10 protein-coding genes and 1 pseudogene are annotated in these 14,079 nt (G+C 63.4%); 6 read left to right on the top strand and 5 right to left on the bottom strand.

What is annotated here, in order from left to right; translation table 11 throughout:
- Positions 1–14 precede the first annotated feature (14 nt).
- The gene (locus tag CGK93_RS21090) at positions 15–1,049 is read right to left on the bottom strand and encodes an aldo/keto reductase (protein ID WP_089596497.1); all 1,035 of its coding nucleotides are present in this window, start codon (positions 1,047–1,049) and stop codon (positions 15–17) included.
- Positions 1,050–1,342: 293 nt separating this feature from the next.
- On the opposite strand from CGK93_RS21090, the gene CGK93_RS21085 reads away from it, so the two are divergent.
- Positions 1,343–1,834: a flavin reductase family protein gene (locus CGK93_RS21085; protein ID WP_089596496.1), complete on the top strand. Its 492-nt coding sequence runs from the start codon at positions 1,343–1,345 to the stop codon at positions 1,832–1,834.
- 6 nt (positions 1,835–1,840) lie between these two features.
- Here CGK93_RS21085 and CGK93_RS21080 read toward each other — a convergent pair whose 3' ends face one another.
- Complete coding sequence (locus CGK93_RS21080; protein ID WP_089596495.1) at positions 1,841–2,878, bottom strand: hypothetical protein; 1,038 nt, start codon at positions 2,876–2,878, stop codon at positions 1,841–1,843.
- Positions 2,879–3,064: 186 nt separating this feature from the next.
- On the opposite strand from CGK93_RS21080, the gene CGK93_RS21075 reads away from it, so the two are divergent.
- Entirely contained in the window at positions 3,065–3,469 is a 405-nt protein-coding gene (locus CGK93_RS21075) for a YchJ family protein (protein WP_232481443.1), read from the top strand.
- 4 nt (positions 3,470–3,473) lie between these two features.
- Here CGK93_RS21075 and CGK93_RS21070 read toward each other — a convergent pair whose 3' ends face one another.
- Positions 3,474–5,438, bottom strand: coding sequence for an acyl-CoA dehydrogenase family protein (locus CGK93_RS21070; RefSeq protein ID WP_089596493.1), 1,965 nt, complete (start codon positions 5,436–5,438; stop codon positions 3,474–3,476).
- A 62-nt stretch (positions 5,439–5,500) separates the two neighbouring features.
- On the bottom strand, positions 5,501–5,803 hold the full coding sequence (locus tag CGK93_RS21065) for a hypothetical protein (RefSeq protein WP_089596492.1): 303 nt from the start codon (positions 5,801–5,803) through the stop codon (positions 5,501–5,503).
- A 245-nt stretch (positions 5,804–6,048) separates the two neighbouring features.
- Between CGK93_RS21065 and CGK93_RS21060 the strand changes: the two genes are divergently transcribed.
- From CGK93_RS21060 to CGK93_RS21050, 3 genes and pseudogenes are all read left to right on the top strand, one after another.
- Complete coding sequence (locus CGK93_RS21060; RefSeq protein ID WP_089596491.1) at positions 6,049–7,506, top strand: DUF3375 family protein; 1,458 nt, start codon at positions 6,049–6,051, stop codon at positions 7,504–7,506.
- A pseudogene (locus CGK93_RS21055) lies at positions 7,499–8,326 on the top strand (DUF4194 domain-containing protein); the annotation flags it as partial. The gene CGK93_RS21060 and the pseudogene CGK93_RS21055, both read left to right, overlap by 8 nt.
- A gap of 227 nt (positions 8,327–8,553) precedes the next feature.
- Complete coding sequence (locus tag CGK93_RS21050) at positions 8,554–12,024, top strand: ATP-binding protein (protein ID WP_089596489.1); 3,471 nt, start codon at positions 8,554–8,556, stop codon at positions 12,022–12,024.
- A 25-nt stretch (positions 12,025–12,049) separates the two neighbouring features.
- On the opposite strand, the gene CGK93_RS21045 is transcribed toward CGK93_RS21050, so the two are convergent.
- Entirely contained in the window at positions 12,050–12,544 is a 495-nt protein-coding gene (locus tag CGK93_RS21045; protein WP_089596488.1) for an FBP domain-containing protein, read from the bottom strand.
- Positions 12,545–13,003: 459 nt separating this feature from the next.
- Here CGK93_RS21045 and CGK93_RS21040 point away from each other — a divergent pair, with 459 nt between their 5' ends.
- Positions 13,004–14,074: an iron-siderophore ABC transporter substrate-binding protein gene (locus tag CGK93_RS21040; RefSeq protein ID WP_089596487.1), complete on the top strand. Its 1,071-nt coding sequence runs from the start codon at positions 13,004–13,006 to the stop codon at positions 14,072–14,074.
- Positions 14,075–14,079 lie beyond the last annotated feature (5 nt).

The raw sequence follows: 14,079 nt of genomic DNA, 5'->3' as shown, positions 1-14,079 counted from the left end.
CAACGGAAGGGGGGCTACCGGCGTCGTAATTCCGGGTACTCAAGGTGCGGTGCAACGGTACCGGCGTCGCGTTCAAGGAAGTTCACGGCGGGTGCAACGATGTCGTCGATTTCGTCGAGGATCGCCTCGCTGAGCACCACGTCTGCTGCCTTCAAATAGTCAGTGAGGTGGTCCTCGGTGCGCGGCCCGATGACGACGCTGGTGACGGCCGGGTGATTCAGGGCGAAGGCCACAGCGAGCTGGATCAAGGTCAGCCCATGCCGGGACGCGAGCTGCGCAAGGGCGTCGGCCGCATGCAGTTTGCCCTGGTTGAAGGGCGCGGTGACGTCGAAGCGGCCCGGGACAGCAGCCGATCGCGAGCTTTCAGGCTGGCCCGCCCCGACGCGGTAACCGCCGGCCAGCCACCCGCCGTCGAGCGGTCCATAACTCAGAACCCCGACGCCGTACTGCTGGGTGATGGGGAAAACGTCACGTTCGTTGGCGCGCACCAGAAGCGAATACGGCACTTGGTCAACCACGGGCGGCGTGAGGTGGTTGGTGTTGGCGATCCACTGGGCCTCAACAAGCTGGGCGGGGCTGAACACAGACGTGCCGTAGTACAGGATCTTGCCCTGCCGGATGAGATCGTTCAGCGCAGTGATGGTTTCCAGGAGATCGGTGTTGTAGTCCGGGCGGTGCGCTTGGTAGAGGTCGATCCTGTCGGTGTTCAGCCGCCGCAAGCTGTCCTCCACAGCCCGGACGATCCAACGGCGTGAGTTGCCTGCGTGCGCCGGGTTGGAACCCATCTGGCCGTGGAACTTGGTGGCGAGGAAAACGTCGTCGCGCCGGCTGTGGATGGCCTGGCCAACCACGGTTTCGGCCTCGCCCTGGGAGTAGATGTCCGCAGTGTCGACGCTGGTGATGCCGGCGTCCAGCGCTGCTTTGATGATGCGGATGCTCTCGGCGGGACCCGTGGGTGCGGCGCCGGTGCCGAAGTTGAGGGTGCCCAGCGTGAGCGGGCTGATCAGGGCGCCAGTGCGTCCAAGCGTTCGTAGCTCGTTGAGGCTCATGTCGGCTTCCTGTGGTGGGACGGTGCTGATAGGCGGTGCTGGTGTCCAGGCGTGAGTCGGTGGCCACGGACGGGATGTTCAATCGAGGCTACACACGGCCGTCGGAGGCATAAACGCAAGCGGTAGAACTTCTTCGTTTTTCGTCTTGCGAAGTAATGGAAGAGGCCTTACTTCGCGACATTTCTTGACACACGGCAACACAAATGTCTTTCGAATCAACAAATATTGCTGTTGCCGGAAGCAGGTGAATTATGGAAAGGAACTCAAGCAACGCACGAATAGGGGACAGCGGAATGACACAGACCACAGTGGAAGAAACGGCGGCCATCAAGGCCGCATTTGCCCAGTTCCCGTCCGGAGTTGCCGCGTTCAGCGCCATGGTGGACTTCACTCCGGAAGCCTTGGTGGCCTCGTCCTTCACCGTGGGTGTCTCGCTGGAACCGCCCCTGGTGATGTTTGCCGTGCAGAACTCCTCCACAACGTGGCCGAAGCTCCGCCAAGCGCAGCGCTTGGGCGTTTCGGTGCTCGCCGAGGGCCAGGAAGCGGCTGCCCTTCAACTGGCCTCCAAGACACGCGACCGTTTCGCGGGGCTGGACACCAGCGTGAGCGACTCAGGTGCAGTGCTGATCGACGGTGCCGTGCTGGGCTTCGAATGCGAAGTTGTCTCCGAGACGCCCGCCGGTGATCACGCGATCGTGGTCCTGGAGGTCAAAGCGACCACCATCAACCTGGAGTCAAAGCCGCTGATCTACCATGGCGCGTCTTTCCGGCAGTTGGCCGTTTAGACGCCGCTAGGAGTTGCGGCTGGCGCTGCTGAGTGAACCTTTTCGGATCGGGCTCGGAGACTTCCCATTCTTGGAAGTGTTCGGGCCCGACTTCTTTGCGCCGTTGCCGGTGCCACTGCCGTTGCCGGCGCCGCCGTCGCCACCGGAGCCGTTTTTGCCGTTGCCACTGCCGGCCGGTTTTGTCGAAGTATCCGGCGTGTTGGGGCCTGGCGTTTTGCCATTGGACGACGACGGCGTGGGCTCGCCGACGTCGCGGACAGTCACCTTGATGGTGGGCGGCTGCTCAGCCTGAGCGCGGGCGGCTGCACGACGATCGGCCTCGGCCACGGCATCGGCCCAGTCCTTCGCCAGAACCGGCGGTTCCTTGGTGGCTGCCACGAGAATCGGATGGTGCGCGGTCTGGTTTTCGACCACCGACTTGACCTCCGCCGGTTTGGGAAGGTTGCGGGGGTCTACCTTGGCCTTCCACGCGCCGTCTTTGACAGCGGCAGACGCACCCGAGAGTCGTCGTCGAACGTCTCCCAGGAGGTCGCGCTTGGGCGCGGCGGGTTGGGCAGGAGCGGAAGGCGCAGCAGGGGCGGAAGGCACGGCGGGCTTCGCCGCTGGCGGAGCTGCCGGCGCGGCGGCGGCCTTCGAAACCGGCGCGGCGGCCGCCTTCGAAACCGGCACGGCGGCAGCCTTCGAAACCGGTGCAGCGGCACCAGACTTTGCCGTAGCAACCGCTGTAGGAGCCTGCGCCGCAGTAGATCCAGTCTCAAGATAGGCGAGGTCATCCAGAGGCGATTCAACAGCTGCTGGAGACTCGACGCCGGTCACAGGACCAGGGACGCGTGCGGGGCGCGGCGGCACATGGACGATCGGAGTGGTTTCCTTCTTCGGGAATATCCCCACCATCGCCAGGAGGACAATCGACAGCAGGCGCCCGACTCCCGCTACCACCAACGTGATGATGATGACCAACCCGAGACCCAGGAACATGAGGACAGCGAGTCCCAGTGTTCCCAAATACGTCAGGTTGATGGCGAGTGTTGTCGGATCCTCCACGTAGCCTCCCCTGGCTGTCGTTTTGTGATGCGCGCATTGCCCACCCAGCTTGCGTATCCAGCCTAAGGTCCAGCACCGACGGAATCACGCGCCGCCCCCCACTCTGGCGGGGTTGTTTCAAAGCTGTTATACGGCGTGGGAAAATATGTTGCCCAGCTCTCATTTACAGCACCAGATTGGGACCTCGTGACCCCTGACCTTGCCAGACTCCACAACGGCGCCTGTCCTTGCCTCTCCGGGGAGCAGTACGACGATTGCTGCGCCCGGTTCCACCGCGGTGACGCCGACGCGCCCACCGCCGAACAACTCATGCGTTCCCGCTATTCGGCGTTCGTCGTCCTGGACCCCAGCTACCTCCTGCGCACCTGCCACGCCTCCACCCGGCCGGAATCCATGGACCTCGATGCGGACATGCAGTGGCGCAGGCTGGACATCGTCTCGACGTCGAATGGCGGCCCCCTGGACACGACGGGCACCGTGGAGTTCGCTGCGCACTACAGGCTCGACGGCGAACGCGGCGTCCAGCGCGAAGTCAGCCGCTTTGTTCGGGAAGGCAAGCGATGGTTCTACGTGGATGGGGACGTTCGCTAGCGCTTCATCGATAGTTGCGGTGCAGGTTCTCCTTGGATGAGGCTCCGGGCGAGGCGTCGCCGATCCACGGCCCGGTACCTTCGGACTGGTCCAGGACTCCGGACTCCAGCCAGGCGTAGTCACCGGCGAGGACTTTGCGCGAGAGTCCGTGATCGCCGTCGTCAGTATTCCTCCACAGCTGGTCGAAGTATTCGTCCACCCGCACACGGGCTTGCTCGCAGAATGCCTCTGCCAGTTCGAACGCGGTGGCGCCTTGTTCCGGGTGCTTGCGGAGCAGCATTTCAGCCCTCGAGCAGCACGCGGCCATAGCGAACAACTCGGCGCCGATGTCTACGATCCTGCCCAGGAACGCCTGCTTGTGCTCGAGCTTCGCCTGCCACCTGCCCATGCCGTAGAAGGTTTGCCGTGCAAGCCGTCGCGAGGACCTCTCAACGAATCGCAGCTGTTTGGCCAAGCGCCCGAATTCCGCGTAGGACCGGGGATCCATGCCGGCACCCGCCACGAGTTTCGGCAGCCATTTCGCGTAGAAGCCAGAGGCCCCGACGGCGGCCCTCGCCTTGTCCTGAAGGCTCGCATCCGCTGAGGCGAGGTCGCCCGCGGCGGCCAAGTGTGCGTCCACGGCTTCGCGGGCGATCAGGAGTTTCATGATCTCGCTGGAACCCTCGAAAATCCGGTTGATGCGGAGGTCCCGGAGCTGCTGCTCGGCGGGGACAGCACGCTCGCCCCGGGCCTCAAGGGAATCAGCGGTTTCGAAGCCCCGGCCGCCACGGATCTGGACAAGTTCATCGGCGATCCGGCAGCTCAATTCCGTGGACCACAGCTTGGCCAGTGCAGCCTCGATGCGCACATCTTTTTGGCCGGCGTCGGCCATCTCGGCGGACAATTCGAAGACCGCTTCCAGCGCAAAAGTGGTGGCGGCGATGAACGCGATCTTTTTGCCCACTGCCTCGTGTTGGCCCACTGGACGCCCCCACTGGGTCCGGGCGTTGGACCATTCGCGGGAGATCTTCAGGCTCCACTTTCCGGCAGCAACGCACAAACCGGGGATGGAGAGCCGTCCCGTGTTGAGAGTGGTGAGGGCAATTTTGAGTCCTTGGCCTTCGCGGCCGAGCCGGTTCGCCGCGGGGACCCGGACCTGGTGGAAACGGGTCACGCCGTTTTCGATTCCACGCAGCCCCATGAAAGCGTTGCGGTTCTCCACCGTGATGCCCGGGGAGTCCATTTCCACAACGAACGCGGAGATCCCGCCTTTGTGCTCCGTCCCGTCGGGATCGGTATGTGCTGGGACCCGGGCCATGACCACCACCAGTTCGGCGATCACACCGTTGGTGGTCCACAGTTTCACGCCGTCCAAAAGGTAAGAACCGCCGTCGTCGGACAACACGGCAGTGGCGCCCATGCGCGCGGGGTCACTGCCGACGTCGGGCTCTGTCAGGAGGAAAGCGGTAATGGCGCCGGCGGCGCAGCGCGGCAGGTATTCCTGTTTCTGTTCCGGTGTGCCGAATTCCTTCACAGGCTCCGGGACGCCGATGGACTGGTGCGCGGAAATGAGGGCGCCGAGGCTTGGATGAACCGATCCCAGCAGGGCCAGCGCCCGGCCGTAGTAGACCAGGGACAAACCCAAGCCGCCGTATTCCCGCGGAATTTTCATACCAAAAACGCCCAGGTCGGCGAGCCCCCTGAGGTATTCGTCGGGAATTTTGGCATCGCGTTCAATCACGCGTCCGGACATGGTTTTGGCGAACGTGAGGAGGCGGCCCATGAATTCCTCGCCCCGCTCCACGTCGTCTGCCCGTGCTTGTGGCCAGGGGTGGATCAGGCTGAGGTCGAAGCTGCCCAGGTAGAGGCCCTTGGCGAAGCTGGGCCGGTTCCATTCGGTTTCCCTCGCGGCCTCGGCGACGGCGCGGGCTTCCTCTGCGGTGGCGTTGACGCTTGCGGCGGCGAGACTGTTGTCAGTGGCGGACGTCATGGAGTAACTCCTCTAGCCGGTTGTACCGGATGGAGCCAGGGTCCGCCGTGGGTGGGAACCCTTCAGCTGTCCCTCAATGCTACCCGCGGGTAGCTACCCGTGCCAGAGGAAATCTGTGGCTGGAATTCGGCCGGAATTTCCACTTGTCCTGCGTGGTGAACCAAGCGGTCCCACGCGAAATTAATGCCATGGACGAGGCCACCCAGAATGCCTTTGACGGCGTACCAGACCATGCCCATGGCGCCAATAAGAATGATTGTTGCGATTGCTGCTGCTGCGATGAATGCCACTAAAAGTGCAGCGAAGACCAGCGTTCCAATAACTACGTAGGTGCCTGTTTCCAGCGCAGTGAAATCGAAATCCATGGTTCCCCCCGGAGCGACGGTGCGTGGGTCGGCGCGGCGTGGCTGCGTCGATGTTCTGACACTAGGGGTGGGCGGGCTTTCCGGCCAGAGGTGAAACGCCTCGCGACGCCGTTGATGCGGGATCGAAACCATACCGCACGGTAGGTTACGAAATGGTTGCGGTGGGGAGGCTGATGCTCTGCGTTAACCTTGTACGGGGCAGTTTCCGCTGCCAGCCAGGTTTCGCAGCAGCTGAAGGAGAGTAGTTGTCCCGTTCAGCCATGTCCTCCGCCGACGCCATCAGCGCGAGGCTCCGTGACCTCGAACAGCTGACCAAAGGCCCTGCATGGGCCTTGACCCGATCGGCGCCGTGGGTGATCGCCGTCCTGCAGGCATCCTTCACCCGCACCCGGCCACAGCTTCCGCTCGAAGAGTTCCACGCCGACGTCGACGCTTTCCTTGAGCAGCTCCGGCGACAGGACCCGACACTGGGCGGCCAGCAGAACGGCAAGTTGTTCGGCGACGATTGGACGCGCAAGCAGTTCCTGACCCGACGCAACCAGTCCGGCCAGATCGTCTACGAAGTCACGGAACCCGCCGCCCGCGTGCTGGCGTTCCTGGACAGCCTTTCCAGCGAGCGTTCCACGCTGAATGGATCGCGGCTCGGCACGCTCCTGGGAGACGTGGAGAAGCTCGCCAACGAGACCAATCCGGACCAGAGCGCGCGGCTGGAAGCCCTGGAGGAGGAAATCCAGGAGCGGCAGCAGTTGGTGGAGGACATCAGCTCGGGCGAATTCGATGGCCTTCTGGACGACGAAGACGCCGTGGAAGCTGCCGGCAACATTCTGGACCTCGCCGCCAGCCTGCCAGCGGACTACAAGAAAATGCGTGACCGCATCGAGGAATTGGTGGGCGAACTCCGCAACCAGATCATCGAGGAGTCCCTGAGCAAGGGCGCCACCATGGCCCAGGTTTTGGAGGCCGACAAGCGGCTGCGCCAAAGCCCCGAGGGCCGCACCTTCCGGTCGTTCACGGCGTTCCTGGAGGACCCGCAGCAGCAATTGCGCTTCCGCTCGGCGATCGGCGAAGTGTTGAGCAGGCAATTCGCCGACGACCTCTCCCACGAGGACCGAGAGACGCTCAAAAATCTGGTGGCCGAACTGCGAGCGCAGCACAGCCAGATCCAACGTATTTACGGCAAGCTTTCCGAGAGCCTGAATACCTACATCCAGAGCGACGACGTCCGCCAATCCGTCAGCCTCCGCAAGGTGCTGGCCGAAGCCGAGCAAGCCATCCGTTCCATGCCCTACGAACGGGACCGACCCGGCCTGATCCCTGGTCCAGTCCTGTTCAACGCCGGATTCGAGTCGTTGGCAATGGTCAAACTGTTCGACCCCGACGAATTCGCCACACCCCCGCGTCTGGCCGACCCCATCGCGTTCAGCGACTCCGACCGGGTGAGGTCGGCGCGCACGGGCAAGGCCAAGCCCGCCGTTATCCGGGCGGCCATGGCCGGCGCGGCCACCCTGGGCGACGCCTGGGAAAACCTGCCCGCCGAGGAACGGCACATCAACACCGTGCGCACCCTGCTGTCCATGGCACTGCAGGGCGGCGCTGCCTTCGACCGGGCCGCCTGGGAACACATCGACTTCGAACAAATCGACGGCAGCATCCGCACGGCGTACCTGCCCGTCGTCACGCTGAATGAGGATTCTGATGACTGAGGAAATCACAACAGAGGACATCACGACGGCGGATGGCGCCGAAGCGAATGAGGTCACCGAGGAGGTGGCTGGGACCGCTGCTGAAATCACTCATGCGGATCCGTTCCGGGTGACTCCGCGGGACTCCTTCGTGGACGGCGCCGCACTGTTCCCCGGCGACACCGGCGTCCTCCCCATGAAGGTCCGTCACGCCTTGGTGAAGCTCCTTAAAGGCCCCTACATCGACGGCGGCCGCGACGAGAAATTGTGGACCACGCTCTTGGACAACCAGCTGATCCTCCGCAGCCGCCTGTCCGAACTGTTCCTTACCCTCCAGCTCGATCACGACCGCAAAATCGCGGTCCTGCGCCCCGTCGATCCCGAAATCATCGGCGCGAGCTCCCGGTCCAGCATCCTCCGGCAGCAGCGTGCTTTGAGCCGCGTGGAAACCATCGTCCTGCTTCGCCTGCGCCTCCTGCTGGACCGCCACGTTACCGCCCAGACGGACCCGACGATCACCCGCGAAGAAATCTCGGACCTCGTCGCCAACTACACCCCGGCCGGCCAGCAAGATGCCCTGCGCGACTCCGACGTGGTCACCCGCACCATCACCAAACTCCTGGCCCGCCAACTCCTCCTCCCCACCCCGCTGGACGACAGCTACACCATCAGCAACGCCCTCCCGCTGGCCCTGCCCTTCGACAACATCGGCGACATCCCGGCCCAAATAGAGGCCCTGATAGCAGTAGCCGCCGACGAATCCGGAACAGAACCCCTCCTGGACCTGGACACCTCTGAATCCTCCGCGGATGGAGACGACGACGCCGATGCCGGCCCCGCCCCTTCGCCGGACAGCATTCGTCCTGCGGACGATGCTGCCGGCTCCGATAGGCCCGATGCCACTCCCGGGGCGGCATCGGCGTCGTCTACCTCGGGCGAGCACCTCACCGAAGCGAGCGGCGATGCCGGGGACATGCGGCAGCATGCGTCCAAGCGAGGTACGAGCGAGCATGCCGAGCATGTGTCCGGTACCGCCGCGGACGCAACCACGACTGACGGGATGACCAAGTGACCATCGCAAGCATGCTCCCGCTCGGCGAGCTCACAAACCCGGGCCAGATGCGTTTGGCGCTCGTGCAGGTGGTCAACTGGGGCACATTCCATGGGGCCCACACCATGCACGTGGACCGCAAGGGCACCCTCCTGACGGGTAACTCGGGTGTCGGTAAGTCGACGCTTTTTGATGCGATGCTTCGCGTGTTTGACGCCCGTCCGCGCTCGAATGAGGCTGCTGCCCAGCGTTCCGGCGGTGCTGTGGAGGACAAGAGGACCACGTTCACTTACATGCGCGGCAAGGTGGGTGATAAGGCGGTGGGCGACAGCTCGGCCAGTGCCTTCCAGCGCCCGGGTGCCACCTGGTCCGCCGTCGCGCTGACGTTTGATAACGCGGCCGGCACGAAGGTGACGGTGTCGGCGCTGTTCGATCTTCCGAAGAACGGCACGGAGTCGAGCGTCGGGCGTTTCTATGTGATCGACAGCAAGCCGTTGGACCTTGAGGCCATTGAGGGGATCGCGCAGAAGCGGTTCACCAAGGGCGCGCTGGAGTCGATCTTCCCGGATGGCCAGGTTTTCGACGTCCACAAGGCGTTCGCCGAGCGTTTCCGGAGGCTCCTGGGTATCAACTCGGACCAGGCGCTGCCGCTGCTTCGTGTGATCCAGGCCGGTAAGGGTTTGGGCGGCAGCGTGAATACGTTCTTCCGCGACCAGGTACTCGATGCTCCGGCGACGTTGGCTGCCGCTGATGATGTGGTGGAGGAGTTCAGCAACCTGATGTCCATCCGGCAGCGGTTGGAGGATGTGCGGCAGCAACGCGACCAGTTGGCACCCGTTCCGGGGCTGAACAAGGAGTATGCGCAGGCCCTGCTGGACGCGAACCGTCTCCGGGAGTTGGCCGGCGAGGAGTTCGAGGCGTACAAGCAGCAGCTCGCGGTCACGGTGCACGCCAGGACGCTGGCCCGTTTCAAGGAGTTGGCCCAGTCCAAGGCGCAGGAACTCGCCGCTGAGCGCACGGTGCGGGATGCTTTGGCCAAAGAGCTTCGCGACCTTGAACTGGACTACAACAACCGCGGCGGTAACGCGATTTCGGCCATAGAGCAGTCGCTGGAGAACGCCAAGGTTGGCTTGAAGCTCCGTCAGCAGGTAGAGGATTCGGCCCGGAAAGCGCTGGCCGACGCCGGGCTGAACCTTGAGTGGTCCGCCGAAGGATGGGACCAGGCACACGAGCAGGCAGCAGCTCGATCGGCAGAGTTGAAGGACGATTCGGAGGCCCTGAAGGAGCTTCGTTTCGAGGCGTTCGACGGGCACGCGACTAAAAAGCGTGAACTCGCGGCGGCCCAGCAGGAACTCCTGTCGTTGCGGTCGCGCAAGTCCTTGTTGCCGCCGTCGAGTATTGAAAACCGCGCGGCCATTGCGGCCGCAACCGGCGTCCCGGAAGAGCGGATGCCGTTTGGCGGCGAGTTGATCGACCTCGCGGAGGGGCAGGACCAGTGGCGTCCGGCCGCCGAGCGCGCGCTGCGCAATCTCGCCACCACGTTGCTGGTTCCGGGTGAGCATTTTGCGGCTGTGACGCGCTACCTCAATGACAACAGCGTCCGTGGTGCCCTCCGCGCCGTTGATGTGTCCAAGCCGCTCGCCGGTGGCGCGTTGGCTGTGGAGGACGTGTCCGACGGCGACCTCTTGACGAAGTTGAGCATCCTCACCTCGGGCGCCAACGCGGACGCCGGAGAGTGGATCCGTGAGCGGATCGCAGTGGACTTCGCGTATCCGTGCGTGGAGGATCCTGACGAGCTTGCGTCGATGGACAAGGGCCTGAGTCTGGGCGGAGTGGTCAAGCGCAACCGTCACACCGTGGAAAAGGACGACCGGTTCACAAGCCGCCAGGATTACGTCCTGGGCTTCGACAACGCTTCCAAACTGGAGCTTGTGGCAGCCCGCGTGGGCGAGTTGGAGAACGAGCTCGCGAAAGCCGCGGAACTTGCGCAGAGCCGTGAGGATTCGCACCAAGGCATGGCCCGGCAGCTCGAGGCGCTCCGCCGTGTGGCTGAGGATGAACGGCCGTGGGAGCAAGTTTCCGCAGCCGTCGCAGCAGACGAACTTGCCAGGATCGAACAGCGCCTGACGGATGCTCTGGCTGCGCAGGCGGACCTTGAACCGTTGCGGGCCACTATTGAATCCGTACGCGACAAGCACCAGTCCTCCACAGGTGCGGCCGCAGTATTGCAGAGCGAATACAAGGCGCTGGACCACAAGATGACCACGGCGGACGGCCTGCTCGATGCCGCGAGGCTGAAGCTGGAGCAATCACCGCCGTCGGCCTCTACCGTCGCCGCGCTGGAGCCGTACTTTGACGGCGTCGGCGAGGTCTCTGAACTGTACGAGCTCGACAACCTGGCCAACAGTGTCCGCAACAAGCTGCTCGACGAACTGCATTCCGCGGAATCGCGCGGCCAGGCGACGGCCGAGCGGTTGACCCGCATGTTCGAAGCCTTCGTGCGCGACTGGGGAAGTGCCATCAGCGCCGACCACGGTACCTCGATCGGTGCTGCCGGAGACTTCGAATCCCGGTATCACGCGATTGTGAGCGATGGATTGCCCGCGCAGGAGGCCGAGTTCCGGCTGTTCTTCAACCAGCGCACGCACGAGTCGTTCAGCACGCTCCTGCACCTCTTGGACGAGGAACGCCGCAGCATCACCAGCCGCATCCTGCCTCTCAACGGCATCTTGTCCGAGGTCAACTTCCATGAGGGCAGCTTCCTGGAACTGGACATCAAACAGACGCTTCCGGCGACGGCCAAACAGTTCAAGGATGCGATCCAGAACGCCTTGAAGGCGAAGCACACGCGGCCGTCGCGCGGCGCCGCTTCAGCCACAGAAGTGGACGACGACGCCGAACTCACCGCGCGTTACAAGTCGCTGGAAACCTTGGTCAAGCGCCTTGGATCCCAAACCCCGGAGGATCGACGTTGGCGGTCCGAGGTGCTGGACGTTCGTGGGCACCTGTTTATCCAGTGCAAGGAGCACCGCGAGGTTGCTTCGAAATCGGGCAAAGCCGGCACCGGCAAGGCAGCCAAGCGGAAGACCGAAGTCTTCATGCATGCCGATACCGGCTCCATGTCCGGCGGTGAGCGCCAGCGTTTCACGGCGTTCATCATGGCGGCGGCCCTGAGCTACCAGCTGGGCATTGCCGAGCAGGGCTTCACGACGTACGGCACGGTGATGATGGATGAAGCATTCGTGTTGGCTTCCGAAGAGTTTGCGGGTGCCGGCATCAAGGCGCTTCACGAATTCGGGTTCCAGCTGTTGCTTGCTGCCCCGGAAAACGTGATTGACCTGTCCCGGCACCTTGGATCCGTCACGGAAATCCTCCGCGACAAGCGCACCAACCGTTCCGGCGTGCTCCCGGCTCCAGTGATTGCGGGACCCGGCGAACCCGGCGCATGGCGCTCGGAGGCCAACCCGGTGGACATCGTTCTGCGCTAGGGTCCGTCCAGCCAGCTACATTCGGCTACTTCGCCCGGACACGGTCCAGGAACTGTTCGGTCCTGGACTCCAGTCCGGCGATCTGCCGAACCACGACGGCGGCCGGGTCCGGGTTGATCTCGTTGGCGGGCGGTTCCTTCCGCACATTGGCGCTGCAGCCGAATTCGGCGCAGATCAGTGTTCCCACGGTGTTCCCGTCCTTGCCGGATTGTCCGGCTTTCTTGGCAACCCACAGGTAAACGTCGTCCTTGGAGAAGACGTCACGGCACAGTTCGCAGAGGACGACGCGCCTCTTCCCTGAGCCACCTTCAGGAGCCCGGAGCAGGATGCCGGTGAGCTTCCCCCGGTGCGGAACCACGAGGTAGCCGCGCTGGGGCATCTTTTCGTCGCGCCAACCGAGGAACTCCAGGTTGTCCCAGTCGAGGGCTTCGAAGTCGCGGGGGAGGTTAGCCTTGGCAGCCTCCGAGCGGCTGGCGTTAACGAAGGACGAACGGATCTGTTGGGCTGTGATTTTTTGCATGGCAAAGCTTCTTTCGAGAATGGTCGACGCCGGCGCGCTGAGGTTGGGCGCGCGGGAAGTGGCAGAAGACGTCGGTCATCGGAGAAAGAGGGCACTGCAAAGAAACCCCAAACACGGGGTGCTGGGCGGAGTGCCTAAAGAGATGCCGACGTGAGGGGCAGTGCCAAGCAGGCCAAAACGGCCACCTCGCCAACCATGGCTGCAGCAACTGACACAGTGCGCACGCTCATCCCCTCGTTTGATTCCGTAAGAAGCGGTAGTCCGCTGCCTCATACTTTCAAATCTGCAGGGCAGCTGTCCACTGCGAGAGCGTTCGCTTGAAGGGCGCGGGATGTGCGAGAGCGTGTGATCTGCATCCCAATTCGGACGTGTGCTGGATTAGGTGACGCAAACGTTTCTTAATTATCGGCAGGCTAGGCTAGCCTTACTTAGGTTCGCATCACTTACTTAAGGAGTCCCGTGGCTTCCCTTCTCCCACGCCGCGCCCTGCTGAAAACAGCAGGAACCGCGACGGCCGCTTTGGCCGCCGTCGCTCTTACCCTCACCGGCTGCTCCACTGGTCCGGCAACTTCCGCTCCGGCATCTGAGCAGGCAGCGTCCACGGCTTTCCCCGTGACCATCAAGAACGTCTTTGGTGAGACCACCATCAAAGAGCAGCCCAAGCGCGTCGTCACCGTTTCGTGGGTCAATGACGATGTCGCGATCGCACTGGGCGTTGTTCCCGTCGGCGTTCCAAAGAACGAGTGGGGCAATAACGACAAGGGCTCCACCCCCTGGAAGGACGCAGCTCTGGAGAAGCTCGGCGCCGGCTTCGGCACCGACAAGGCTCCGGTCCAGTTCTCCGAAGCAGATGGCATCAACTTCACCGAAATCGCCAAGCTCAGCCCGGACGTCATCCTGGCCGCCTACTCGGGCCTGGAAGAAGCTGACTACAAGAAGCTCAGCGAAATCGCCCCCGTTGTGGCACAGCCGGAGCTCGCTTACGGCACGCCGTGGCAGGAAAGCACCACTCTGATCGGTAAGGCATTGGGCAAGGAAGCCGAAGCCAAGAAGCTGATCGAAGACACCGAGGCCACCGTCAAGGACAAGGTCTCCAAGTTCCCGCAGATCAAGGACAAGACCTTCATCTACGGCAACCTCGAGCCCGCCAAGGGCGACGGCGCCAACGTTTACACCGCCATCGACAACCGCCCCCGCTTCCTCTCCGAAATCGGCATGAAGCTGGCTCCCGTAGTTGAGCAGAACACCAAGTCGACTACCGAGTTCTTCATCCCGTGGTCCGCTGAGAAGGCCAACGAGCTCGATTCCGACATCTTCGTCACCTGGGTTCCTGACGCCACCACGGCAGATGCCATCAAGGCTGATCCGCTGCTCGGACAGATCCCGGCCATCAAGAAGGGCGCCCTGGTTGCCGATTCGGACAACACTTTGACGCTCTCCATCTCCGCATCATCGCCGCTGAGCCTGCCGTGGGCACTGGATACGTTCCTGCCGCAGCTGGGTAAAGCAGCAGACGCAGCGGGCAAGTAACTGCA

This window comes from Arthrobacter sp. YN (assembly GCF_002224285.1).
GTDB lineage: Bacteria > Actinomycetota > Actinomycetes > Actinomycetales > Micrococcaceae > Arthrobacter.
This window is presented reverse-complemented; position numbering and strand designations above follow the sequence as displayed.

What these genes read in the sequence shown, in the direction of transcription:
- CGK93_RS21090 (WP_089596497.1), bottom strand. Translation starts at nt 1,049, where the DNA reads ATGAGCCTCAACGAGCTACGAACGCTTGGACGCACTGGCGCCCTGATC.
- CGK93_RS21065 (WP_089596492.1), bottom strand. Translation starts at nt 5,803, where the DNA reads ATGGATTTCGATTTCACTGCGCTGGAAACAGGCACCTACGTAGTTATT.
- CGK93_RS21070 (WP_089596493.1), bottom strand. Translation starts at nt 5,438, where the DNA reads ATGACGTCCGCCACTGACAACAGTCTCGCCGCCGCAAGCGTCAACGCC.
- CGK93_RS21085 (WP_089596496.1), top strand. Translation starts at nt 1,343, where the DNA reads ATGACACAGACCACAGTGGAAGAAACGGCGGCCATCAAGGCCGCATTT.
- CGK93_RS21045 (WP_089596488.1), bottom strand. Translation starts at nt 12,544, where the DNA reads ATGCAAAAAATCACAGCCCAACAGATCCGTTCGTCCTTCGTTAACGCC.